Here is a 25,779-nt window from a genome sequence, read left to right as displayed (position 1 = left end):
CAAAGGGGAAATTGTGGACAGAACGAAGATACTCATTGTGGATGACAATCCCGACAATATCTTTGCACTTAGCGAATTGATTAAGGCCGATGACATTGAATTGGTCACAGCTAATAAGCCAGAACAGGCTTTATCGCTGCTTTTAGACCATGACTTTGCCTTGGCACTCTTAGACGTACAAATGCCTGAGATGAGCGGCTTTGAGCTGGCTCAATTCATTCGTGGCATCCAAAAGACACGTCACTTGCCGATCATTTTCGTAACCGCACAACAGCAGGATCAAGCGATCATTTTCAAAGGCTACGAAAGTGGCGCTGTTGATTTGATGTTCAAACCTTTGGACCCGTACATCGTGCGTTCCAAAGTTCAGACATTTATTTCCTTGGATCGTCAGAACAAACTTCTGAAAGCTAAAATGGAAGAGGTGGAGTTCCTGCGCAAACGTGCAGAGCAAGCCAATCTTTCTAAGAGCCAGTTCTTAGCGAACATGTCCCATGAAATCCGCACTCCCCTGGCATCGGTTTTGGGTTTTTCTGACGTTTTGGTTCAGGAAGATCTGGGCGAAGAGGAAAAGCAGGATTCTTTGGCAGCGATTCGCCGTAACGGAGAATTACTGCTTCGTTTGATCGATGATATTTTAGATCTTTCAAAAATCGAAGCGAACCAACTTCATTTCATGAAGTCTGCTTTCAATTTTGACGACTTACTAAAAGACCTTGCAACGACTTTGAGTCACAAAGCCGTTGATAAAGGAATCGCTCTTGAAATCGAATCCAAAAATCAATCCGGTCTTTTCTATAACTCGGACTTTGAACGTATCAAGCAAGTGCTTTTGAATTTGATCGGTAATGCCATCAAGTTCACAGCTCAAGGCTCTGTGAAAGTTCATTGCTTCATTCATCCGGAACGCAATCACCATGACCGTGTGGTTTTCGAAATCCGCGATACAGGTATTGGTATTTCTGAAGATGAAGCTAAGAAACTCTTCCAACCCTTCAGCCAAGCAGATATCTCTACACGCAAGCGCTTTGGTGGCACGGGCTTGGGTCTTGTGATCTCTCGTGAACTTGCTAAATCCATGGGTGGAGATTTGAAACTTATCTCTTCTGCTCCAGGCGTGGGTTCATTCTTTGAAGTTTCTATGGTTCTTGAAAAAGCCACATCTGCGAATCAAACTCTTGAACAAAAAGTGGAAACTTTGAGCAAAGAGATCGACTTGCAGGGTGCTAAAATCTTGGTTGTCGACGACGTTAGCGACAACCGTCTTTTGATCGACCGTTATATGCGCAACACTCACTCGGAAATCCTTCAAGCAGCCAACGGCCTTGAGGCTATCGAGATGATGGAAAAGCAAAAACCGGATTTGATCTTGATGGATATCCAAATGCCTATCATGGACGGTTACGAAACGGTTCGCCGCATTCGTGCTGCTGGGTTTACTAAGCCTATTATTGCTTTGACGGCTCATGCTATGAAGGAAGAGGGGCAAAAGTGTATGGATGCCGGATGTGATGGCGTTCTTACTAAGCCGGCTCGTCGCAAAGAGCTTTTGGGTAAAATCCAAGATGTGCTTCATACGTAGCTCTCGGATCTGTCTTGGAACTAGGGGTTCTTAGCCCCGCAGTTCCGCGACACGCCATCCGGGCTCAACCGTTGCCCGCCTTTGGCGGGTTCGCGCCATCGTGGCGCCAACGGAGGTCGACTGCACTGCGGGGCTAAGAACCCCTAGTTCCAAGTCAGACGAAGCCCCTTCTTTTTATATTCGATTTTTATGCAGCTTTATTTTCAGAAGATTGTAGAGAGTTCAGCCAGTGGTTGAGCTCTTTTTTGTTTTCTTGGGAGAGGTTGGCGTAGTCGAAGAAGTAGGTGTCTTCGTTTTTCATTGAGAGTTTGGTGCGGAGTTTTAAGTTTTTGGTTAGGTAGAGGTCTATTTCTTTTTCTGTGATTTCTTCGGGTGGGGTTGTTAGGCCTTTTATTTGGAGGCCTTTGTTAGAAATAGATACTAGTTGGCCCCAGGGGTTTTGGCCGGCGAATTGGAATAGGATTTTTTTTCTTACGTTGGGGATCTTTTGAGTCTTTGGTTTGGCTTGGGCTTTTGGTTGTAGGACTACTACTTTGCCTGGGGTTGCTGGTAGATTTGCTGGGATTACTTTTTTGGCTACTGCAATTTCTGTTGGTTTTGTGATGATGGTTTCTGCCACGGCTTTTGGTTCTGGGGATTTTTTGGGCTGTGGTTTTGCCTTTGATTTTTCTACGTTAAAGACTAGTTGATCGGCTATGAACATGAAGACGGCAATGTTTGTGATAAAGAAGAACCATGTTAGGCCGCTGGATTTTACGTGTTTGAAGTCTGATACTTGCAATCCTATGTAGCCGCCTAATAATAGCAGTGCCCACTTCCATACTGTGGCTGAGCCTCTTAACATTAAAAAACCAATGGCAATTGTGGCTATGTATAGAATCTGATTTGGGACGGAGCCTGCGCCTATTATTTGCCAGAACATTTCTTGGGTCCATTGATTTTGGACTCCGTTTAATGTCGACATTTTGGCTAGTGTGTTTATTACGGGAGCTAGGACTAGGGCTCCTCCGAATGCTTGGATGACTGGTTTTTTTTCGAGCACTCGGGTGAGGAACATGGTCTACCCCACTGCCTCTTTGTCGTCGACGAAACGCATTTCTACGACTTCGGCATTATCGCCTGTGGATACAGGTTCAGATTCTGACTCATCCTTAGGCTTGCCGCCGCGTTTTCTGGAATCTAGAGCTTCACTTGTTGCGATGACTAGGCAGATCGCTAGAGGGTCAAATACCGAAACGAAAAGCATGATCAAGTATTTTACTACCAGATCGATTTCGATATTAAAGACTTTCGCGATGTAAACCAACGGGCCTACTTTTTTATTCAGCTCGATCACGTGCAAATCGCTTTGAGTGATTTGAATTTGGTAGTTTTCGATTTGCTTTGTGAGTGCTGCAACTGCGGGTTCGATTTCTTTGCGAGTTTCGATACGTTTACTTACACGAGTCGCTGGGATTTCATCCACTGCGCGATTCAAACGATCGATTTCTGCGCGGGCACTCGCCTGCTGAGTTTTCAAAGAGTTCACTTTGATTGCTTCAGCTGTCAGAGCCGTACTTGCCGATTGATACGCATCAGACAAGAAGCCAAAGATACCCAGCGATGTGATTGCACTTAGAATCACGACTGACGACACCAAGTAAGTTTTAAAGAAGATATTTAAACTTTGCCAACGTTGATGAAGGTAAGCGGCAAGAACGAACTTGGATAGCTCCAAAGCTCCAGCCATCAACATGACTGCGAAAGCCGCACCTGAAAACAATGCTGCGAGGCCCACGACAGAAAATGCCGCGCCCAATATCGAAACCGATACCGCAGAAAGAATCAGACCTATAATACACCAAAGTGCGACCATGCTTTTCTCTTCGGAATTGTGAGGTTCTTGCTTGATCAAACTTTGATGAATTCAGGCTATGGTCGAGGTCCTGGTTTGGATTCATTCCTTCGTCTAGGAACTGCCCGGTTTACTTAAGGATTACTCTTATTAAACCGATTGGTGATTAAGTAAAAGAAGGAAAAAAAGCTATGAAATTCACCCTCTGCACATTCCTTATCTTGTTGAGCGCACAGGCTTTTGCGCAAACCACGTACAAAGCGATTCAACCTTTGGGAGCGATCCCCAAGGACTCTCAAATCTCTGTTAAGTCTGTTGGAACAAAAAGCACGTTCTTTAATCCAAATCAGACTGACTCCACTACAGAGTCCGGCTTTAAAACCGTTCCCAACGATTCACTTTATGAAGTTAAATCGATTAAGAACAAAGACACCTCTGCAGACTCTACAACTTTAAAAGGGTTGGCGACGAGTGGTGATTTAGTTCTGAATAAATCTTCATTGAATGCAGCCGACCAAAGCTGCGTGACAGCTGGTACTTGTACCCTGACTGCCGATGTACCTGTCTATCAATCAAGTAAGTTCAACTTTTTTGATTGGTTTCTAAATATTTTCGGCCTGGGTGATAAGCCTAAATCTTTGGTTACTCCGCCGACAGATATCGCAGATCCAAAAGCTTCCGCTGCGGCAGCAACGACGGCGATGGTAACTAATACAAACCGCACGCTTACTGGCCAGAACGCCGTGTGTGAGGATCTTCCAGATTCTGTTAAGAACGATCCGACATTTAAATGCGGTCTACAAATGGCTTTGGATTCTTTCAAGAAAAACAAAGCCTCTGGAAAAGTTACCTCTGATACATTTATTTTCAATGACTTCGCCGATGGCGAAATGACTGGAAAAATGTACTTCTTTAACTCTGAGGGTAAAGTAGCTCAAGTTCTTGATAAGAATCCTATCCCCGTTTCGCGTGGTGTGGGTGGTTTTGGTGCGGGAACTGGGTCTCAAAAAACTCCGAACGGTGCAATTGTTACCCGTAGATACGAGCCGCCTCGCGCAGGCAATATCAAAGATGGCATCGAACTTTTGGGTCTTGAATCAGGTAATAAAGACATTACTGGCCGTGGCGTTCTGCTTCATGGATGGAACCCCTATACTTATACCGCTGGATGCTTAGGTGTTCAGGGGACGTTTGAATCAGGCAAACTGGGCTACGCCGATGAAATGGGTGGCCGCCCACTTTACCTAGATCAATTAAAACAGGGTTTATTGAAAGATGGCGGAGTTATGATTTACAACTTCACTCCCGCAAAAGTTCGAGAAGGCCTTTGCCGTAGCAGAAAATAGTCCCTTTTTACTAAGCAAAAGCTCAACTCTGTAAGTAAGTACCAAGTACATAGGCTTCCTTCGTTTCTGGAAGCCGAAATTCCTTCTGAAATTCTTGCCGTTGCTTTGGATACTGAATTGAGATTCTGTTGTCTTTTGCCGCCGAACTGATAGTTTCCGTCCACTATGTCACCAGCATTACTTTCAGTTCGCCAACCAGTTTTTATTTTATCAATCGTTATTCTGATGCTTACGCTTGGGATGATTTCTCTTAAGAATCTTCCTATCGATTTGTATCCAGATGTTACTTTCCCAACTGTTGTTGTTCAAACAACTTACGGCGGTGCCGGTCCTCAAGAGATCGAAACCGAAGTTTCCAAAGTTTTAGAAGACGAATTGTCCACTATCTCTGGTGTACAAAAAGTTTCTTCGCAAAACATGGACTCCGTTTCTATCGTAATGGTTGAGTTCTCTTTGAAAACAAATTTGAACTTTGCTGAACAAGAAGTCCGCGCGAAAGTTCAAAACGTTTTGCGTGAGCTTCCCGATGATATCGACCAACCGGTTATTCGTAAGGTCTCCCCTTCCGATGCTCCGATCATGTACATCACTCTTCTTTCAGACATGGAAGACGGCAAACTTTACGACTTGGCGAAAGAGGTTATCTCTCCGCAATTCGAACAAGTTCCACAAGTCGGTCAGGTTGAAATCCTGGGTGGTCGTAAGCGTGAGATTCACGTAAGCCTTGATTATCATAAATTGAATGCAGCTGACGTTTCCGCGACAAGCGTTAACGGTGCTTTGCTATCTGGTGGTCGTAACGTTCCTGCCGGTAAAATTGATGAAGGTGTGACTCAGTACTCGTTCCGTACTATTGCTCAATACCAATCCATCCCTGAGATCGGAAATACGGTTTTGCGCTTGGCTGACGTGTACCACCCGGTATCTATCAGCACTTTGGGTAAAATCACGGACACTCTTCAAGACGAAACGACACGTACTCGCTTGAATGGTAAAAAGTCTGTGAACTTCGCTGTTTACCGCCAATCGGGTGCGAACTCGGTTAAGGTTGCCGATGATATTCGTGCGAAAGTAACGAAAATCAATCAGCAGCTTAAAGATCAAAATATCCAAGCCTCTATGAAGATCACTCAAGACACGAGTAAAAAGATCCGTGACAACGTTTATGACGTTTACGAATCCATTATCTTCGGGGTTATCTTAACGATCATCGTGGTTTACTTCTTCTTGGGTTCCATGAAGTCGACATTGATCACGGGCTTTGCCCTTCCGAACTCCCTGCTAGGTGCATGTATCGTGATGGGTATCTTTGGATTCTCTATCAACATCATGAGCTTGCTTGCGATGTCTCTGGTGGTAGGTCTTCTGGTGGATGACGCCATCGTTGTGCGGGAAAATATCTTCCGTAAACTTGAAGCTGGTATGTCGCCTAAGAAAGCCGCTGTTGTCGGTACTCAAGAGGTAACTCTTGCAGTTATCGCGACGACTTTGACGATCCTTGCGGTATTCGGTCCGATCGGTAACTTGGAAGGTATCGTTGGTCAGTTCTTTAAACAGTTCGGTTTGACTATCTGTTTCGCGATGATCGTATCATTGTTTGACGGTTTGTTCGTGGCCCCTGCTCTTTCTGCATACGTTGCGGGTGAGCATTCCCACGCGGAACCAACTTCTAAATTCGGTATCTGGAACAAACGTGCATTGAAAGCTTTCGACCGTTTCCAATGCCGTATGGAAGAGATGTACGTAACAACATTGAAATGGGCTTTGGCGCATCCACTTAAAACAATTATCGGCGCTGTCGGTATCTTTGTTTTCTCTATCGGTATCGCGCGCATGGTTCCATTCACATTCTTGCCTCCGCAAGATAACGGTGAGTTCTTTGTGATGTTCGAGCTTCCTCCGGGCGCAAGCTTGGATGGTACAGACGAAGTGGCTTCCCAGTTGGAGTCTCGTCTTAAGAAATTCCCAGAGATCGAAGACGTCTTGACTCAAATCGGTTCTGGAAATGCGGAAGCCCACAAAGGGAATTTGTACATCCGTTTGGTACCTTCTAAACAGCGTAAGAAAAATACGACTCAAATGAAGGACGCCCTTCGTGGTGAGTTCAAAGATATTCTGACTAAGTACAATATCATCGTAACGGACAATCCAGGTCAGCAAAACAGCCGTCAATTCAACTTGAATATCGTCGGTCAGGATATGGATGCGTTGGTAGACTACTCCAACAAGGTCCTTGCGAAACTTAAAGAGAATCCAAGTTTGTCCCAACCGGATACTTCGTTCCGTATCGGTAAACCTGAATTCCAAATCAAGATGAAACCTGAAATCGCAAGAATGTCAGGTGTGACTCTGACAAGCATCGGTAATGAGCTACGTACTTTGATCGAAGGTCTGACACCAGCGATCTATCGTGAAAACGGCGTGAGCTATGACGTTCGTATCCGTTTGCAACCAGATCAACGTGACTTACGTAAAGAGTACGGAAACTTAAAAGTTCCGAATTTGAACAACCGTTTGGTTCCTTTGGCAAACGTTGCTGAAGTAAAACCTTCTCAAGGTCCGTCACAAATCTTGCGTGAAAACCGCAATCGTTACATCCAGCTTTCTGCCGATATCACTCCGGGTGGTAAAGGTATCGGTGGTGCGATGTCAGAGATCACAGCCTTGACGAAAGGTGAATTGAAACCACCTCCAGGCGTGACATTCAGTTTCGTGGGTGAGGCAGAGCGTTTCGCAGAGTTGATGCAAAATATCCTGGTCTCTTTGGGCCTAGGTGTGATGTTCATCTATCTGGTACTTGCGAGCTTGTACGGATCATTCATCACTCCATTCACGATCATGGCCGTTATTCCACTAGCAGCCTGCGGAGCCTTCCTAAGCTTGTTCATCACTCGCTCAAGCTTCGACTTGTTCTCGATGATTGGTTGCGTGATGTTGATGGGTCTTGCGACTAAGAACTCGATCTTGTTGATCGACTCTACAATGGAAAAACAAAAAGAAGGTGAAACTCCACACGATGCCTTGGTGCACGCGGGCTTCACTCGTCTTCGTCCAATCATCATGACATCTTTGGCATTGATCGCGGGTATGATCCCAGTTGCGATCGGTCTGAATGAGGCTTCTAAATCTCGTACGAGTTTGGGTATCGTTGTTATCGGTGGTACGATCAGTTCCACTTTGCTAACTCTTTACGTAATCCCAGCACTTCACTTGTACGTGCATAGATTCTCTGTTTGGTTCATGAAGAAGTACCACGCGGTCTTCGGTCACGATCCATCTGAGATTTAGTTTTAATCTGAATTAAAAAGAAAAAGCCCTGTCGCTATCAACGACAGGGCTTTTTTTATGCGTGTTGTTTGTTAATGATCCTGTGCTCTAACGCCTTATACAAGACTGGCAACACAATCAGAGTTAATAGTGTCGAGGACACAATCCCCCCGATGATCACCGACGCCAGAGGCTTTTGCACCTCTGCTCCCATGCCTGATGAAAGTGCCATCGGCAAGAATCCAAAGATGTCCACCAAAGCCGTCATCAGAACTGGGCGAAGTCTTAAGGAGGCACCTTTTTTAACTAAAGCCTCCCCGCTTTCACCTTTTTTACGAAGTTCATTAAAGTAACTGACCAGAACCACACCATTCAGAACCGCGATACCAGATAGGGCAATGAAACCCACTCCGGCCGAGACACTGAATGGCAGCCCCGCAAAGATCAATCCCAACACTCCCCCAATCAAGGCCAGAGGAATACAGATAAAGATCAATGCTGTTTCTAACCAATTTCTGAAAGCCGCGAAAATCATCAAGATCACTAATAGCAGAGCCAAGGGCCCAAGCAATGTCATACGTGATTTTGCTTCTTCAAGATTTTTAAAGTTTCCGCCCCACTGCAGATAGTAACCTGTCGGCAATTTGACACTTTCAGCGACCTTTACTTGAGCTTCTTTGACGAAGCCTTCGGTGTCTCTGCCGCGTGGATTAATCAGAATTGCCAAGCGACGCTGTGTCTGCTCACGACTGAAAGAACTGTGGGATTCTTTAAAGCCAATGTCTGCCACCGTGTGCAGCGGCTTCGTTAGATTCGTGCCGACTCCGACAGGAAGCGACTTGATCGCATTTAAATCCTGACGATGTTCTTCGTCCAAACGAAGTACTAAAGGAACTTGTCTGGCGCCTTCGTAAAAGACTCCCAACTGCTCCCCACCCATCGCAAGACTGACGGTTTCCATCACTTCTGCAGAGGACAATCCAAGTTTTCTTAAAGCGTCACGGTCGGGCTTGATCTCAAGGACGTTCACCATCCCCTTGCCTTCAAGCTCAACATCGCCAGATCCATCGATCTTTTCTAAGACTTCGGCGATCTCTTGCGCTTTTTGTTGCAAGATCTCTTGGTCTTCACCAAAGATCTTTAGCGAAACATCGGCGCGAGTACCTTCCATCAATTCGTTGAAACGAAGTTGAATCGGCTGACTGGCAAGGATCGTTTGTCCCGGAGTTTTCTCTTGCAGCTCTTTTTGAATGGCTGCGACCAATTCATCTTTGGTTCTGCGTTTACCATCAATGCGAGGCCATTCTTTCACGGGCTTCAGCATTACATAGGTATCTGCGATATTAGGCCCCATCGGGTCCATGGAAATCTCAGCTGTTCCGATACGAGCAAACACGTCCTTCACTTCAGGGAAGGACTGCACGATCTCATGGGATTTTTCTTCCATCGCTACAGAGTGCGATAGTCCCACTGATACAGGACGAATCAACTGCAATGCGATAGATCCTTCATTGAGTTGTGGTAAAAACTCTCCGCCTAAACGCGAAAACAGCACTCCGCCTAGTACAACCGCGATCACAGCACCCGCAATGATTGCACGTTGAGTTTTAAGACTCCACGCCAACGCAGGCTCATACCAAGTATAGAGCTTGCGCATGATCCAAGGTTCTTTGTCTGCGACGTTGCCCTTTAAAAGCATACTTGCAAGCGCTGGTACGAATGTGAAGGACAGGATCAATGCTCCTAGGATGGCAAAGATAAATGTGGCCGCCATCGGGATAAACATTTTTCCTTCGATACCGACAAAGGCAAATACCGGGAGGAAAACCGCAACGACAATCAATTCACCAAAGCCCGCCGAAGTACGAATTTCTGTTGTCGCTTCGTGAATTGTTTCATCTAGTTCTGTTTGCGTCAGAGAGCGTTTGAACAATTGCGTTTTATCATGCACATGACGAACGCAGTTATCTAAAACGATCACCGCACCATCCACGATGATCCCGAAATCCAATGCTCCCAAAGAAACCAAATTTCCCGAGATCCCAAACTTTCGCATCATGATAAAGGTGAACAGCAATGACAGCGGAATCACGATGGCCGTGATAAGTGCTGCTCTGAAATTACCCACCAGAACGAAGAGCACAAGAATTACCAAGAACGCGCCCATCAAAAGATTATGTTCCACAGTGCTCAGAGTGGCATTCACTAATTCTGAGCGGTTGTAGACCACTTCGATCTTGTAGCCCGGAGGCATGGAGTTTTTAATTTCCTCCATCTGATCATTCACGCGGATTGAAACCGCACGGCTGTTTTCTCCCAGGAGCATCAGCACCGTACCTACAACAACTTCCTTGCCATTGTGAAGTGCTGCGCCTGTTCTGAGCTCTTTGCCAATACCGACGGTGGCAATATCACGAACTGTGATCACTCGGCCATTTTCCAAGGTCTTCACAGAAACGTCTTCGATATCGCTTAAGTTCTTAAAGACACCAATTCCTTGAATAAAAAACTGATCACCCGTTTGTTCTACGTAACCACCACCCACGTTTTGATTGATGTCGGCAAACGCAGCTTTAAAGTCATCAAAGTGCAAACCATAGGAAGCCATCTTTTGCGGATTCGGAGAAATTACGAATTGTTTCTCGAAACCACCCATGGAGTTTACTTCGGCAACACCCTTTACATTCAGAAGTCTTGGCTTGATATACCAATCCTGCAGGGCGCGAATCTCCATCAACTGTTTCGTGCGTAGCAAACCTGTTTCAGGTTTTTCGGCCTCCACCACATAGTGATAGATTTCACCTAAACCTGAGGTCACAGGTCCCATTTCGACCTTGGCTCCCTTAGGCAAGCGATCCGTCACACTTTGCAGGCGTTCAGAAATCCACTGACGAGCTCGGTAAATATCAGTGCCGTCTTCAAACACCACTGTCACCTGCGACAGACCAAATCTAGTCAGCGAGCGAACTTCGGTAACGCCAGGGATACCGTTCAAAGCCGTTTCCAAGGGACGAGTCACCACTCGTTCGATTTCTTCAGGTCCTAAAGCCTCCACCTGAGTGTTCACCTGCACTTGTGTGTTGGTGATATCAGGAATGGCATCGATGGGAAGTTTCGTGAATGAAAACCATCCATAAAACCCCATCATCACTGTCAAAACTATGACGAGCCAACGATGACTTATTGAATAGCGAATTAATTTAGAAATCATGGTTTGCTCCTAGTGACTGTGACCTGCGGGTTCAGAAGTCATTTCAGACTCCATGATGCGAATAAATTTAGTCCCGCGAATCGCGACAGAATCACCTGCATGCAAGTGTTCAGAAGAAATTGTGATACTGGTCTTGTCAGATTTTTTGACCTGAACATCGACGAACTCGATAGCATCGCCGTGCATTTTATAAACGCCGGTTTTATCTTTGATTTGCACTAAGGCTTCTAACGGAAAGGTCCAAGGTCCCTTGCCATCGATTTTGCTAAACTCAATTTTTAGATGAGCTTTTGCTTTATCGGAAATTTTTAGAGCCTTTTCCTCTTCCTCGTCATGATCTTTGTGCTCACCGTGACCATGCTCATCATGATGTTGATCGTGGGCTTTCTCGGCAGCCTTATTATCATTGTGAGCGAAGGCTGACGAAGTACCGATCATCAAAACACCTGATAGAATCCATGTAATATATGTTTTCATTAGAGTTTCTCCGCGAAAATACGACCATCCAATTTATAGATCGTCCAAAGGGCTTGCAGAGTTTTGATTTCTCGCTCTTGCAAGGTTTTAATCAGCTCAGCATTCGAGCGTTGAGCCTCGATCACCAAACTTGCCGGGATCAGACCGCCGGAAGCGAGTTTTTGATTTTTACGGTTTTCTTCGTCGATTTGTAGATACTGGGGGCTTTCCTGCAAAGCCTTCAGACTATCCTGATAGTTATGCAGGATCTCTTCTCTCTCGTGAGACTCGGCTTCTTCTGTGATCTTCACCATTGTGTCTGATTTCTTTAAGCCTGCTTCCGCAGCTTTACGACCACCACCATTGATATTGAAAATCGGCAAAGGAAAGCTTAACTGCAAACCATACAAATTACCCTTTTCCGGCCCGTCTTCCTCCATTTGAATCATCGGTCCAATTTCCAGAATAGGCCATGATTGTGCTTGCTCCATTTTTAGCTGCGCTTGAGCCGCTAGCTGCTCAGCCAAAGCTTTTGCTTTCGCTGGGGAATTGTTTGCAGCCACCTCATCTAGTTTTGGCCACTTCAAATCCTTGGGCAGAACACCTTTGATTTCGTCATAGGAATTTCCTGTCGCAAAATGGAAGTAAAGACTTAGCATACGTCTTTCTTCCGTGATTGAAAGCGCTCGCAATTTAGCCTCGGATAAAGCCATCTGAAAGACCGACAAAGAAACCTTTTGCTCCGGTGACAGAGCCGCACGGCGCTTCAGCGACTTGATGCTGTTCTCATAGGCCTCAATCGTGCGCTCACTGCTTTCTGCCTGAAGCTTTAACTGCTGAAGGCGGTATAGATTCACCACAGTCTCAATGATGATGTTCGCACGAACTTCATCAAGCTCAGCACGACTGCGTGCTGTTTGAGCTTTTGCTAAATCAATACGAGCTCCACGACCGCCGCCTAGTTCTAACGGCTGCATCAAAGCGATCTTGGTTTCACGACGGGAAACATCCCCCACGTCGCCAGATACAGCTTCGACGCTGAGGTTTGGATTTGGAATTTGCCCCTCGCGCTTTTCACCAAGAACTTGCATTTGCTCGTCCAAAACCGCCGCGCGAATTTTTGGATGATTTTCGCTAACACACTTAACCACATCCATCGTTGTCGTCGGAATTGGACATTCGGGATGAGTGCCGTGTTGGTGATGGCCTGCCTCTTTAGAATTGCCGCTCGCAAAAGCGATCGAAACGAAGGCAAAAGGCATAACTACTTTGAATGCCATGGGCATTTTAAAAAAAATCATTGCTATAACTCCATGCCACCCTTGATGGGAGCTGGAAAAAATTTATGTTTTGTTGGAAGTTTCTGGGCGCACGAAGGCGCTAAAGCTTAAGCCCGAGGTGGCTGCTTGAGAACTGTTGGATCGATATCAGTATAAGAATGAACAAATGCTGAATTATGCGTTTGTACTATATTGAAAGACGGAATCGGCAAAACGAAGCTCAATAGTCCGTGTTGATTGCATTGGACTTGGCAAATCACGCAGTCATGACATTGGTTCGCACAGTCGCTGGGATGTTCTTGAATTGAGACAGCAGCTGAACTATCTTCATGGCCACTGACGACAGAGATCGATTCTTCCATCTTAGAGATGCAGCAGTCATCGTATTGAGATGCAAAGCCCACGCTCCACGCAGTGAAGACGCTCATAAAAAACATGATTTGCAGGGCTAGCGCTCGAATCATAGGACCAATCTATGCGCATTCATGGCGGATGTAAACCAGATATCGCAATGCAGCCTAGACACTGACTCAGTCTGACACTAACCTTTTGATATGAGTTTTACATCTATTCAAACCGTCGCTATTGCAGCTCTTGTGGTCTATTTTGGTCGCTTTCTAAAATCTAAGTTTCATTTTATTGATCGTTATAATCTTCCCTCCCCTGTCATGGGTGGGTTCATTGTGGCCATCATTATTTCATTTTTAAAGTCACAGGACATTTTAGTCCTCCAATTCGACAAGGCCTTTGAAAGCACTTTGATGATCGCTTTCTTTGCAGCCGTCGGTTACTCGGCCTCATTCCGTTTGTTAAAACTCGGTGGCAGAGCCGTCGTGTATTTTCTTTTGTTAGCGATCGCAGGACTTGTGGTGCAAATTGTTGCGGGTATCGGTGCTGCGAAACTTATGGGCCTACATCCACTATTGGGAGTACTAACAGGACCTGTTGCGTTGACTGGCGGACCAGGGACAGCCTTGGCATTTGCGCCTTCCTTTGAAGCGGTCGGTGTTGAAAATGCCTCGGTGATTGGTATCACCACCGCGATGGGCGGTATTCTTTTGGGCGGATTGACTGGTGGGCCTTTGGCGACTTGGTTGATTGAACGAAAAAAACTAAAAGAGCCGATCAACTCTAAAACGGAAGCTCATGAAGAAACGCATTGGCTTAAATCCTATATGGGTCGCGATCTGCTTCTGCACTTCTTGGCACTTTGTCTAATTATTGGAGTGGGAACAACACTTAGCTCTTGGATCAACACATTCGGAATCACTCTGCCAATCTATATTGGCTCCATGGTGATCGCCGCAGTTGTTCGTAATATCGAAGATGTCACGGGAGTCTTTGGCATCCATGATGATTGGATCGAAGAGATCGGATCAGTCGCTCTGACTCTATTTATCGCAATGGCCATCATGACTTTGCGTCTGGAAGAACTGCAAAATGCAGCTTTACCTATTTTGGTGTTCTTGGGACTACAGACAGTACTAGTTCTGTTAACCGCCGTGGGACCTTCATTTTGGTTCAGTGGCAAAGACTATGAAAGTGCCGTGATCAGCTCAGGCTACGTGGGCTTTATGATGGGAACGACAGCAAATGCGATGGCCAACATGCATTCGCTTCGTCAAAAGTATGGACCCGCACCAAAGGCGTTTTTAGTTGTGCCTTTGGTGGGATCTTGCTTCATTGATTTTATCAATGCCGCTGCAATTACATTTTGTCTTAACGTCTTTCGATAGGACGACCATTTAACCACACAGCATTGATCTTCTGTGTGTTCATAATGTCTTCCGAGGGGTCAGCATCTAAAATCAGAATGTTGGCCTTCATCCCCGGCGCAAGTCCCGCATAAGTGTCGGCAATACCCATGATGTTCGCATTATTCACTGTCGCCACACGGATAGCTTCCAGCGGTGTTAATCCCGCATCAACCAAGAGCTTCAACTCGCGATGTTCTGCGAATCCTTGAATACGCATTAGGTTCGCACCAGAATCTGTGCCTAAACCCACAACGATTCCTGATTTAAACAATGTCATGACATTCTTTTGCGCCATCTTTAGATCATCACGCGCAGAGGACTTCGACTTGTAAGTTTTCTTAAACCATTGATCAATTCCTGGATCTAAAGCTTTTTGAAAGAACGGCTCGCGCATCCATGCTGGCTTTTCTGCATAGACAAAGAACGCCTCATCCAAGGACAGTGTCGGAATGTAAGCGATGTTGTGAAGCTTCATCAAAGAGATCAATTCCATGTCGACTTCTTTATCACGAATGCTGTGCCCGAAAGCATCGACCTTTTCTTGCGCTAAGAGCTTAGCATCTTCGAGATAGTGCACGTGTGCCACCACCGGAATTTTATGGCTGTGAGCTTCTTGAATAATCGCGCGATAGATTTCTGGCGACATTTTCTTTTTCATCGTGTGACCGAAATCATCCACCCAGATTTTTACATAGTTTGGTTTAAGTGCCGCAAGCTCCGCAACTTGCTTTCTGGCTTGAGCAGCTGTGCGTGGACGATACACTTGATCCATTCCCATTCCGAGCGGAGGTGCTCCGTCATCAACTCCAAAACCACGCCCTGCTGTCAAAACCAATGGCAATGCACTGTCCTTCTTCTGACTGTTCATACGGATTTGATAAATAAAATCCAAATCAGTTCCTAGAGACAACACCCCACCGACACCATACTGAGTAAAGCGATAAAGCTGGCGTAAATCATTTTGCTCTGTCACTTGCTTTGAACCTGACGCCAAACCATTCGTCATCCCCAGATGAACATGGGATGACATCAAAGTTGGCATAATGGTCTTGCCATCCAGCTCAATGATTTTTGCCTTCGCAGGAATTGGATCTTTAGCGTCCTGAATGGATTCAATTCGGTCCTCACGGATCACGATATTGATGTTTTCGCGAACTGGACCTCCGGTGCCATCAATAACCTTTGCGCCTTTGAGTATGGTTAAACCCTCTCCAGATGGTAAACCAGAAACACTTTTATGAGAGCAGGCCCCTAAGAGAATGGCTGTACAAAGAATAGAATGCTTAAAACGCACAACGGCTCCTTTCGTGAAGTGAAGATTATAAATTAAGTCCGCAGTCGAAGGAATGTTTTAAACGACAGTTTTTACTTCGTACTTCGCAGAAAACAGCTTACCATTTAATCATGTGGATTATTTTTAAACTCCTGTTCACTCTTGGTGCGTTTCTGCTTCGCTACTCTAATGCGCGTTTCAATTTAAAAATGAACGATGCTAAATCTATGCATGAAGGTGTTGAACTCTTCACAAACGTGATTAATTCAAAAAATGGAATCGTGCGAAAAACGAGTTGGAATCGACAGTTTCCATGCAAGGTCGTGTTCAAACTGACCCGTGAATCTAAATTGGATAAGATTTTAAAAAACTGGGGATTAGCTGACGAAATCCAAACCCAGGACCTGTCATTTGATCAGTTGATATACATTGCCTGCGACAGCAACTCCTTCATGCATAAAATCCAAAAAGATCGCGAGACTCGTCGTTTGATCACAGAGATTTTCGCCAACGGTTGCGACTACATTCTGTGTGACGGAAAAACTCTTTGCGTGATGTACGATGGCGAACGCCGTTCTGACTTTGCGGGAGCTCGTCTTTTCGCACAGCTTTCTCTTCACCTTGAAGAACTACAAAAATTGCCTCGCGATTTTGATCCATTCGTTATCAAAGCCTTGATCACCGAATCCCTTATCTGGAGTCTTGCTGCTTATACGCTGGCTAGTTTCTTTCAATGGACGATGTTACACGAGACCGTGTATCTCAATGACAATGTTCTCGCTAAAAGCGCGTTGCTCTTTACTGGTTTTGCTAGTCTGGTCTCCATCGGAATTGTTCTAAGCCTCTTTAGAGGTTCCTCTCGTGGTCACCGCATTATTGTAGAGAGCGTTCTGGTCTTAGCTTTATGCCTTCCGGTTGGTGGCATCGCTCTTTATTCAGATATGAATATCAACTTCGATCACTCGCCAACTACCACTATTGATGCGGCTGTTACAGGCCACTACACACAGATGCACCGACGCCGTCGCGGCACTCACTATATCACCTATCATTTGCAAATCGATCCACAGAACAGTCCCAAAGATATCGTTTTGCCTTTGGATTTGAAAATCTCTGGAGACCTTTACGAGCGCACTCAACTTGGCTCCAAAATTCGCATCGACGTTGGCAGAGGTCGCTGGCATCACGCGTGGATTCGCGGCATTACTGCTATTTAGCATTTGCGATTTCTTCAAACCGCTTTGTTTAATGACGAGCAGTCCTTTAATTTATTGGTGTTTCCTCATGATAGGAGGAAGGTAGTTACTCCAACCACTAAAGGAGTAACTTATGTACAACAATAGACCTAATAGAAACGAAAGCCGTCGTCCTTATTCTTCTCAAGGATCTTATTCTTCGAGGAGTGAATCCCGCTGGAATAACCGCGATGAAAACCGCGATCGCAACTTCTCAAGCTTCAATGAAGATCAAGAAGCTCGCGACTATAATATGGATGGCTCTGGCTACAACTCTCACCCAAAAGCCAGCTCACGCCGTGACTGGGATTTCGAAGGTGGCACTCACAATGAGTATGGCCATGGCAACAACGACATCCGCTACGGTACAGATCGCTATTCTATGAACGATCGCAATGAGTCTCGTAACTTTGATCGCGGTTCAGAAAGAAACTCTGATCGCAGCCGTGAAAACTCACGCGACTTCAGTCGCTCCGCTTCAGACCGCAGCAATAACGAACGCAGCCGCTATGGTCGCGATTCTTATTCAAGCAACTACGAAAGCTCTCGCTTTAACCAAGACCGTGAATCTGACTCGTCACCAAGCTATGGCAGCTACGGCCGTGATTACAGCAGCCAAAACTATTCTGACAGAGACATCTCTGGTTCAACTTCATACTCTGGTCGCGGTGATCGTCTGCGCGAAGACAGCTATGGTTCTTCACGTCGTGATTCTTCTCGTATGTCTTCTTATGAAGGTCGTGGTCCAAAATCTTACACTCGCTCTGATGATCGCATCAAAGAAGAAGTATGTGACATGCTAACTCGTCACTCTGAAATCGATGCCAGTGAAATCGAAGTCGAAGTGAAAGACGGCGTTGTCACTTTGCTGGGCACAGTTTCAGAGCGTCGCATGAAACACCAAGCAGAGGATCTTGCTGAGCGCATTTCTTCTGTTAAAGATGTGACTAACAACATCCGTGTGCAAAAAGAATCTACACACGACTGGTCCTCTTCATCAGACTTGAACTCTCAAAGCGAAATGGGAGCATCAGAAAATTCAATTTCTAAGAAGGGAACCGGCACATCGGGAAAGCCCGCAAGCTCTAGCGCAAGCTCGAGCTCGACTTCCACGAATCAAAATCCAAATCATTAAGATGAAAACAGAGCCTCAGAAATGAGGCTCTGCCTTTAAGGAGAATATATTATGAAAACAGCATATTTTATAATCGCAGCGTCTCTTGTTGGCAGCAGTGCTTGGGCCCAATCATCTCTGAATGATCCTTACAGAACCCAACAACAGCAGCAGACGGCGAATCCGCAAACAACAACGCCAAATACAACGGCAACAGGTACGACGTACCCAAACACGACAACACCTGGGGTTACATCACCAAATCCAATGAGTGGTAGTGCCGCGGCCCCATCACAACCTTCCGGCACCATGAGAGATAGCAGAGGTTCAAATCCTGCGAATCAAAACTGGAACTCCAACTCAGGACCCGGAACCAACAATATGCCAAGCGGTGGCAGCACATTACCAGGTTCTAATTCTGTTCCTGGATCAACAACTGTTCCCGGTTCCAGCGCTCCTGGCTCCACAAATCCTGGCGGAAGTCGCTAACCTTAGGGTTAGCGCTTAACCGATTCAAACGACAGCGCCATGGCTTCAGTGTAACGGGCCTCGATTTGATCACCTTTCTTAAGTTCATCTAGGATGCTTTTGTCTTTGACGTGAAAGGTGATTGTGCGTTGAGGTCCTTTCACAGTGACATTCTGTGATTTACCGTCGACTCGCGTGATTGTACCTACCGCCGAATAATGCGAAACAACTTGGCCACTTGGTTTCTGCCCAGGACGAGCACGCACAATATCCGTGCTGCGCACGATTCCATTTTCGACCTTTTCATTCCTCTTAAGTTCCAAAACCAAAGACTCCATGTAGTTCACTTTTAGAACATCGCCTTTTTTAATCTGACTAAAATTACGAATCTCAGGGCTGGCTTTAACGGAAACCCGTTCTCCACTCTCCGTTTCGAACGTGATCTCGCGAGTGCTTTTATTAATATTCAAAACTTTGGCCTGCACTTCGACTGCATCATTGGCCTGCATGGCATTAGGCGAAATTTGATGGAGCTCATTATAGGCGGACTCAGACGAGGTTTCCGCATGCAGAACGAAGGGAGACAGCACACCCATTGCAAAAAGTGCGACACAATGAAACTTCATAAGATCCTCCTGGGATATTGGTTTAAGCGTGATTTCCTCTTAATAGAATTTCCACCACAATACTTAATGCGACTTCGTCATGGTTGCGCGCCTTTAAGTCCACTCCGGCAGGAACATAGATTGGCATTTCCGATATTTTCTCCGGAGATCTATTCAAGTATTTGATCACCTCGCGAGCGCGATCGGCGGTTCCCACCATGGCCACATGGGGGGCTCGCGCATAGACTGCATTAGCGACTATTTCGGCTCCACGAGAACAATTATCGACGATAACGATTTCATCCGAACCAAAAGACATCCGACTAAGATCCGTTTCGATACGAGCCCGGTAATCCAGTAACATCAAATGCATCTCGATACTTTCCGTTAAAGCGGACCTACCCCAGATGACACATTTTCGAGTTTTTAAAAATGGCTGAGCCTGCCAAGAGATATCGGGCCCTACACCATCACGAAAGCTGCGCAATGAGGATCCCCGCACTCGGCAGATTTCATCGGCCATTTGAATCATGATGTCAGCAAATTCGATACCCTCTGAATCGGGCAACTCATTAATCTGCAAGAGCCAACCATTGATACGTGCAAGTTCATGAGCCGCACCGACAAAACGACGAGGCACCTCTAATTGCAAGATCTCGACATCCCTAGAGAGCGAAAAAAGATCCCTATCCATGTTGGGCCACCATCATCAGGGATTCTGCCTCTGCAATATTTTGGTAATCAGGTTCAGATATTTGCACTGCTGTGACCTTTGCAATACGCAAAAGATATTTTTTTAATAGATAGGAGTAGCCATCATCATCACCCTCGTGCTGCAAAAGTTCTGGAAGGAACTCACGTGGGATTAGAACAGGTGTACTACCTTTTTCGTGATCATCCGTACAAATGATCTTCTTACCCTCATGCATATCAAATAGTCTGATCATATCATTTAGAATATCACTATCGATTTCGACGTGATCACCATGGCAGACAAAAAAGCCATCTTGATACTTACGCAAGCTAGATAAAGCTATATGCAAGGATGTGTGCGGCTCTATTTGAAAGGAGGAGTGGTGCACGACCTTCAACGGTAGATCTTTGACCTCGGCGGCAACCTCTTCCGAGTCCCTGCCTGTCACGACGATGACTTCTTCGAAAGGAATATTTAGAACTTCTAAAGCGGTCCGACGCACCAACGTGTCTTGAGTAAAGCGCAGAAGCAATTTGTTCTGCCCGCTGATAGGTGACGGTTTGCCAGTAGCTAACATGACACATGAAATGCGGCTCATACTTGGTATCCTTTAATTGTGACAGTGGATTTTTAATCTTGTCTGCCTAGGATACTGAGATAAGCCGCTGAAACCTACCGCTGCTATGAAGGATTGTTAAAAGTCTTTCTGGATAACTTAGTGGGCTTCTCCGCCACCGCCGCCTTTAACTTTATCGCAAAGGAGGATCAATACAGAGCTTGCAATCAAAGCAATCGCTACTGTCTTAAAGCAATCATTGAAACTTAGTAAGTTTGCTTGCTTACGTACTAGCACGTCCAAGGTCGCGATCGCTTTTTGATGAGCGGTCACTACATCGGCGCCATTGCTCATAAAGAAACTTTGCAAATCAGAAATGCGCTGCTGAGTATTCTTATGGAAAAGGCTTACACCCTCAGTCAGCATCGCCGAGTGGAATTTCTCGCGGTGACTCATCATCGTACCTAGGAGAGCAATCCCTACAGAGCCACCCAAGTTACGAAGCATGTTGAAAAGCCCTGAAGCCGAACCCACATCCTGAGGAGCAACTAAGCCCGTCGTAATCGTCGACAGAGGAATCATCAATAGCGGCTGGCCCATGGCGCGCACGATCTGCGACCACATCAATTGATCATACCCAACATCTGCAGTTAAGTGGCTGTTCATCAAACAGCTAATACCAAAGATATTAATACCGATAAAAGCCAACCAGCGAGCATCGACTCGAGCTAAAATCTTAGGAACGAACGGCAAAATAATTAACTGCGGGATCCCCGCCCACATCATCGTGCGACCGATGTCGATAGAGTTGTAACCTTGAATGGTCGCTAAATACAAAGGCAGCAAGTAAAGTGCCCCGTACATCGCTAAGCCCACCACGAAGTTCACCAAGCAACCAAAACCAAAGTTTTTCTGCATCAACAATCGTAAATTGATAAACGGATTTTTAATCCTCAGTTCGATGATTAGGAATGCAACCAAGAAAATCACAGAGAAAATGGCCAACCAGATAATTGTACTCGAGTTAAACCAATCCTTGCGCTCCCCTTCCTCTAAGAAAATCGTCAAAGAGGACAAACCAATCGCCATGGTGATAATACCCCAGCGATCAATTTGTTTAAGCAGGTCTAATTGCTTCGGTGCTTTTTCAATGCCGAAGTAAATCGCCGCCATCAAGAAAATGCCCGGGATCAAGTTCATGTAGAACACGACAGACCAGTGGAACATTTGAGTCAGATAGCCACCCACTGTCGGGCCAATGGCCGGAGCAAATGTCGCCGTGATTGCAAACATCGCCATACCAACGTTGCGTTTGCTTGGGGGCATTCTTAAGATCACTTGGAATGCGAGTGGAATCAGTGCTCCCCCTGTCGCCCCTTGCAAGGCGCGGAAGATAATCATGGACTCTAAATTCCAAGCAAGCCCGCAGGCCACTGAGAAGATCAGAAATAAAATCGAAGTCCATGTCAGGTAAGTACGTAAAGAGAAAACTCGAGTGAGCCATCCACTGATAGGAATGATCACGATCTCTGCCACCAAATACGAAGTAGAGATCCAAGATCCCTCTTCCAAGGTTGCTCCCAGACCGCCTGTGATATCGCGAATGGAAGCATTGGTGATTTGAATATCGAGGATCGCCATGAAGGCCCCTAGCACCGCTCCGAAAACAGCGAGCCAGGATTTGAAAGTCATTTGTGGTTCAGAGCTTGAACCATGAGCGACATCTGTAGACATTAGTGAATTCTAACGGAGACTTCTGTGGACATGCCGGAAATCAGCTTATCTTCGTAGCCTTTCATATCTTCTTTATCAAAAACGATTTTCACCGGAATACGCTGAACGATCTTAGTAAAATTCCCCGTCGCATTGTCTGGAGGTAAAAGCGAGAACGTAGAACCTGATCCTGGAGCAATGCTCTCAAGATGTCCCTTAAAAGATTTTCCTGGGATCGCATCAACTTTGATCTCAACATGCTGACCTGGTTTGAAGTGACGAACTTGGCTTTCTTTAAAGTTCGCTTCGATCCATGGCTCATTTTCGATCAACGCCATCAACGGTTGACCTGGCTGAACCAGCTCACCCGTTTCAACATTGCGTTTACCGATCTTGCCATCTTCAGGAGCTAAGATAGATGTGTACTCTAACTGCAATTGTGCTTTTTGCAGTTCTGCTTCTGTAACTAAAGCTTCGGATTGATATTGATCAAACACCGGGCGCTCAGAGGGACCAAGATGTTCAAAGCCATTAAAGCGACCAAGGTCTCTGTGGGATTTTCCATAGCGAGCTTGGGCAGCTTTTACTTGAACTTCATAATCACGTTTATCCAAGCGAACTAAGACGTCACCTTTTTTAACGTGCTGATTGTCTTGCACCATGACTTCCATCACTGTGCCAATGATACGTGGACTCACTGTATGAAGATGTGCTTTTACGAAAGCATCATCCGTACTTTCAAAAAAGAAGATGTTGTAGCTTGCGATAGAGATCAGAATCAAAGCGATGATACCGGCGATCTTCGCATTCTTTTGCTGCTTGGGACTTAGGTTGATTTTCCCAAGGGGACTCTGTTTGATTTTTTCCTTCAGCGTCGGAGGAATAAGTTTGCTGGTAAGAGAACGGTACGTTTGCCCCAACTCGGGCGTTGCTGCAGAAGACATAGAAACACTCCATCTGGAATGTGCAAACGTTTACCAAATGATAATTACTAAGGCAACTAAGCTTCGGGGTTTATTTATGACGGGCCCTTTAGCATTTCATCTTAGGGCCCAGAAGTTCTAAGCAACAGCACCGTTGGGATTCAAAAGTTTGCGAAGAACCTCAGGCATGTCGAGCACCATGAAGATCTTCTTTTTACCAGTCAAATCCTGCATCTCGACGACTTCATCGATATCTCCGCGCAACGCTTTCAAAGCATCCTTCGCAAACAGATGAGGGATTTGTATCTTTTTAGACTCATCAACTGTGTCGATGGATTCGACCGAATCAACCAACAATCCGATCTTTCCTTGCGCACCTTTTACAATCAAAACACGAGAGTTGGTATAATCTCCCGTCACGGTCATTCCATAATACATACGCAAATCTACCAGAGTGACCACTTCACCACGCATGTGCTGAACTCCGACAACGTAATCTGGATAGCCCGGTGGCTTCACCATATCCGCTGACAGATTTGCGATCTCATCCACGGAACTTAGACGAGTGGAAAGCATGTACTCCAGTTTAAAAGAGATATAAGGATTGCGAACACCCGACGTGTCTTGATCTGAAAGTTGACCGACACCCTTTTTATAAAGAGCACTGTGACCGCGAGTGAACTCGTCCACTTCCTCTGCCGTCAATAATTGGTCTTCGGCTAAAAGCAGAACATTGCGAGTCTCAGAAAATGCAATCATCCCGCGCAACATCGTCATCTTGTCTTGTTTGAACATCGGAACTGGGAGCAGGTCTTCTTCGTAATAAGTATTTATACTGTCGACGGAGTCCACCAGGAAGCCGACATGGATCTCTTGAATTTTAAGGATTATGATACGTTGATTTTCTTTGTCTGCAGGAGCGGATTCTTCGACTTGCAAAAGCTTTCTGAAATCCAAAACTGGAATTACAGTGCCACGCAAAGAAACCATCCCCAACGACAAATTCATCTGCATGGAGCTTCGCTTGATTTCAGGAACACGGATGATTTCACGAATGGCACCGATGTTCATACCGAAATCACGAGGCCCCGCTTGGAAGGTGATGCACTGACGACGTTTGAATTTCTTTTTGCGATCATCTTGCTCGCTGCCTTGATTGGATTGAATCAAGTGCGCGATATTTTCAATTTTCAGCAACGAGCCTGGATCGATCACCTCAACCAAGCGTTGCCCGTTATTTAATTTTAAAACTGCACAAACTACAGAGGCTGGCCCCTGAACTTCGTCATTAAATTGACAGACGGATTCTTCAGGCACATTCAAAATTTCAGATGTGGAATCGAAAAGAAACCCCACTCGAGCGCCTTCTGTCATCACCACCGCAATTTTTCCAGGAGCCTGGTCGTCCTTAGGTAAATCCAAGAGAGTTGCGACATCAATGATTGGAATGATCGCACCACGCAAATTAAAAATACCCTTTAAGAAAGGCGGAGCCAGAGGAATCTGATTGATCACATCAGGAACGTTGACGACCTCTTGCAAAGTCACCACAGACAATGCCAACTCGGCATTTCCCAGTCGGAAGGAAGCAAACATTTGTAACTTGTTTAAAACTTTCTTACCACTTGTTGCGCTCATTATGCCGCTCTCTTGTAAATGAGGGGTTTAGTGTACTCAAACGATGTCTTCAGTCGCGCAAGCGACTCCGACTCGCCTATAATCAACACGCCGTCTGGCTTTAGACTTGCGTGAATATTCCTAAGCACAAGCTCCTGATCAGGATCATTAAAGTAAATCAGCACATTTCTTAAAAACACCACATCAAAAAACGCTGTTCTGGTTCCGCGCGAATGAAGGTTATGAACAAAGTATTCGATATTGCCCAAAATGGCTTCGCACAACTGCGGATCAGGTTTGGTGCTTTTAACAAAATAACGATGAAACAATTCAGGCATGCGCTTATGAATGTCGTCGATACTGCGCTCTTTATAATGGCCACGACGGGCATTATCTAAAACCTCAGTGTCGATATCAGAAGCATATATACGATAGCGGAATGTTGGATGGTTGCGCTTGAACTCCTCGCACATCATACCGATACTTGCCGACTCTTCCCCTGTAGAGGAAGCTGCCGACCAGACACGTAAGACTTCATCCGGGTTCTTTTTAAACCAGTTCTTTAAAAAGTCCTGGCCAAAGAAATCCCAGACAATCGGAGTGCGAAAGAACACCGTTTCATTGGTCGTCACCGAGTTTACAAACTTTTGTATTTCGTCTTTGTGACTTTCCAAGTGATCGATGTATTGCTCAGCTGATTGCAAGTTGAGCTCTTTCATACGAGGGCGAATACGCGCGAACAAGAGTTCACGCTTACGCTCCTCCATGAAAATGCCCGTATGCTTTTTCACCAAGTGAATGAGCCGACGCAGGGTCGGCGCACTCAGCTTACGTTCCGCTTCGCTCAT

Annotated in this window: 21 protein-coding genes; 7 read left to right on the top strand and 14 right to left on the bottom strand. The window is 45.7% G+C overall.

The window, feature by feature from the left end; all coding sequences use genetic code 11:
- Positions 1-13 precede the first annotated feature (13 nt).
- The gene (locus tag ACLVWP_RS04560) at positions 14-1,582 is read left to right on the top strand and encodes a response regulator (RefSeq protein ID WP_413560359.1); all 1,569 of its coding nucleotides are present in this window, start codon (positions 14-16) and stop codon (positions 1,580-1,582) included.
- Between the two features lie 187 nt (positions 1,583-1,769).
- Here ACLVWP_RS04560 and ACLVWP_RS04555 read toward each other — a convergent pair whose 3' ends face one another.
- On the bottom strand, positions 1,770-2,639 hold the full coding sequence (locus tag ACLVWP_RS04555; protein ID WP_413560358.1) for a hypothetical protein: 870 nt from the start codon (positions 2,637-2,639) through the stop codon (positions 1,770-1,772).
- A 3-nt stretch (positions 2,640-2,642) separates the two neighbouring features.
- Positions 2,643-3,437 carry a hypothetical protein gene (locus ACLVWP_RS04550; protein ID WP_413560357.1) on the bottom strand — a complete coding sequence of 265 codons (795 nt, stop codon included), beginning with the start codon at positions 3,435-3,437 and terminating at the stop codon, positions 2,643-2,645.
- 170 nt (positions 3,438-3,607) lie between these two features.
- On the opposite strand from ACLVWP_RS04550, the gene ACLVWP_RS04545 reads away from it, so the two are divergent.
- Together ACLVWP_RS04545 and ACLVWP_RS04540 are read left to right on the top strand one after the other, a co-directional pair.
- Positions 3,608-4,762, top strand: coding sequence for a hypothetical protein (locus tag ACLVWP_RS04545; protein ID WP_413560356.1), 1,155 nt, complete (start codon positions 3,608-3,610; stop codon positions 4,760-4,762).
- Between the two features lie 165 nt (positions 4,763-4,927).
- Entirely contained in the window at positions 4,928-8,050 is a 3,123-nt protein-coding gene (locus ACLVWP_RS04540) for an efflux RND transporter permease subunit (RefSeq protein WP_413560355.1), read from the top strand.
- 55 nt (positions 8,051-8,105) lie between these two features.
- Here ACLVWP_RS04540 and ACLVWP_RS04535 read toward each other — a convergent pair whose 3' ends face one another.
- From ACLVWP_RS04535 to ACLVWP_RS04520, 4 genes are all read right to left on the bottom strand, one after another.
- Positions 8,106-11,240 (bottom strand): efflux RND transporter permease subunit, encoded by a 3,135-nt coding sequence (locus ACLVWP_RS04535; RefSeq protein WP_413560354.1) that lies wholly within the window; start codon positions 11,238-11,240, stop codon positions 8,106-8,108.
- A gap of 9 nt (positions 11,241-11,249) precedes the next feature.
- Entirely contained in the window at positions 11,250-11,717 is a 468-nt protein-coding gene (locus ACLVWP_RS04530) for a hypothetical protein (protein ID WP_413560353.1), read from the bottom strand.
- On the bottom strand, positions 11,717-12,997 hold the full coding sequence (locus ACLVWP_RS04525; RefSeq protein ID WP_413560352.1) for a TolC family protein: 1,281 nt from the start codon (positions 12,995-12,997) through the stop codon (positions 11,717-11,719). Before ACLVWP_RS04525 ends, ACLVWP_RS04530 begins: the two co-directional genes overlap by 1 nt.
- An 86-nt stretch (positions 12,998-13,083) precedes the next feature.
- Positions 13,084-13,404, bottom strand: coding sequence for a hypothetical protein (locus ACLVWP_RS04520; protein WP_413560351.1), 321 nt, complete (start codon positions 13,402-13,404; stop codon positions 13,084-13,086).
- A 126-nt stretch (positions 13,405-13,530) separates the two neighbouring features.
- Between ACLVWP_RS04520 and gltS the strand changes: the two genes are divergently transcribed.
- A complete protein-coding gene (gene gltS, locus ACLVWP_RS04515) occupies positions 13,531-14,712 on the top strand; it encodes a sodium/glutamate symporter (protein WP_413560350.1) in 1,182 nt (393 codons plus the stop codon).
- On the opposite strand, the gene ACLVWP_RS04510 is transcribed toward gltS, so the two are convergent.
- Positions 14,696-16,027, bottom strand: coding sequence for an amidohydrolase family protein (locus ACLVWP_RS04510; RefSeq protein WP_413560349.1), 1,332 nt, complete (start codon positions 16,025-16,027; stop codon positions 14,696-14,698). The two genes, gltS and ACLVWP_RS04510, sit on opposite strands and share 17 nt — an antisense overlap.
- Before the next feature lie 110 nt (positions 16,028-16,137).
- Here ACLVWP_RS04510 and ACLVWP_RS04505 point away from each other — a divergent pair, with 110 nt between their 5' ends.
- The 3 genes from ACLVWP_RS04505 (at position 16,138) to ACLVWP_RS04495 (ending at position 18,844) form a co-directional block, all read left to right on the top strand.
- Positions 16,138-17,223 carry a hypothetical protein gene (locus ACLVWP_RS04505; protein ID WP_413560348.1) on the top strand — a complete coding sequence of 362 codons (1,086 nt, stop codon included), beginning with the start codon at positions 16,138-16,140 and terminating at the stop codon, positions 17,221-17,223.
- A gap of 112 nt (positions 17,224-17,335) precedes the next feature.
- Positions 17,336-18,376 carry a BON domain-containing protein gene (locus ACLVWP_RS04500; protein WP_413560347.1) on the top strand — a complete coding sequence of 347 codons (1,041 nt, stop codon included), beginning with the start codon at positions 17,336-17,338 and terminating at the stop codon, positions 18,374-18,376.
- A 51-nt stretch (positions 18,377-18,427) separates the two neighbouring features.
- Positions 18,428-18,844 carry a hypothetical protein gene (locus tag ACLVWP_RS04495; protein ID WP_413560346.1) on the top strand — a complete coding sequence of 139 codons (417 nt, stop codon included), beginning with the start codon at positions 18,428-18,430 and terminating at the stop codon, positions 18,842-18,844.
- Positions 18,845-18,852: 8 nt separating this feature from the next.
- Here ACLVWP_RS04495 and ACLVWP_RS04490 read toward each other — a convergent pair whose 3' ends face one another.
- From ACLVWP_RS04490 to ACLVWP_RS04460, 7 genes are all read right to left on the bottom strand, one after another.
- Entirely contained in the window at positions 18,853-19,449 is a 597-nt protein-coding gene (locus ACLVWP_RS04490; RefSeq protein ID WP_413560345.1) for a hypothetical protein, read from the bottom strand.
- 22 nt (positions 19,450-19,471) lie between these two features.
- Positions 19,472-20,122: an XdhC family protein gene (locus ACLVWP_RS04485; protein ID WP_413560344.1), complete on the bottom strand. Its 651-nt coding sequence runs from the start codon at positions 20,120-20,122 to the stop codon at positions 19,472-19,474.
- A complete protein-coding gene (locus ACLVWP_RS04480) occupies positions 20,115-20,720 on the bottom strand; it encodes a nucleotidyltransferase family protein (protein ID WP_413560343.1) in 606 nt (201 codons plus the stop codon). The genes ACLVWP_RS04485 and ACLVWP_RS04480 overlap by 8 nt, the downstream gene beginning before the upstream one ends.
- A 117-nt stretch (positions 20,721-20,837) precedes the next feature.
- Positions 20,838-22,412, bottom strand: a complete 1,575-nt coding sequence (locus tag ACLVWP_RS04475) for a DHA2 family efflux MFS transporter permease subunit (RefSeq protein WP_413560342.1) — start codon at positions 22,410-22,412, stop codon at positions 20,838-20,840.
- Complete coding sequence (locus ACLVWP_RS04470) at positions 22,412-23,335, bottom strand: HlyD family secretion protein (RefSeq protein WP_413560341.1); 924 nt, start codon at positions 23,333-23,335, stop codon at positions 22,412-22,414. The genes ACLVWP_RS04475 and ACLVWP_RS04470 overlap by 1 nt, the downstream gene beginning before the upstream one ends.
- A 117-nt stretch (positions 23,336-23,452) precedes the next feature.
- Positions 23,453-24,952: a chemotaxis protein CheW gene (locus tag ACLVWP_RS04465; protein WP_413560340.1), complete on the bottom strand. Its 1,500-nt coding sequence runs from the start codon at positions 24,950-24,952 to the stop codon at positions 23,453-23,455.
- Complete coding sequence (locus ACLVWP_RS04460) at positions 24,952-25,779, bottom strand: CheR family methyltransferase (RefSeq protein ID WP_413560339.1); 828 nt, start codon at positions 25,777-25,779, stop codon at positions 24,952-24,954. Before ACLVWP_RS04460 ends, ACLVWP_RS04465 begins: the two co-directional genes overlap by 1 nt.

The organism is Bdellovibrio sp. HCB209 (genome assembly GCF_047306065.1).
Lineage (GTDB): Bacteria > Bdellovibrionota > Bdellovibrionia > Bdellovibrionales > Bdellovibrionaceae > Bdellovibrio.
This window is presented reverse-complemented; position numbering and strand designations above follow the sequence as displayed.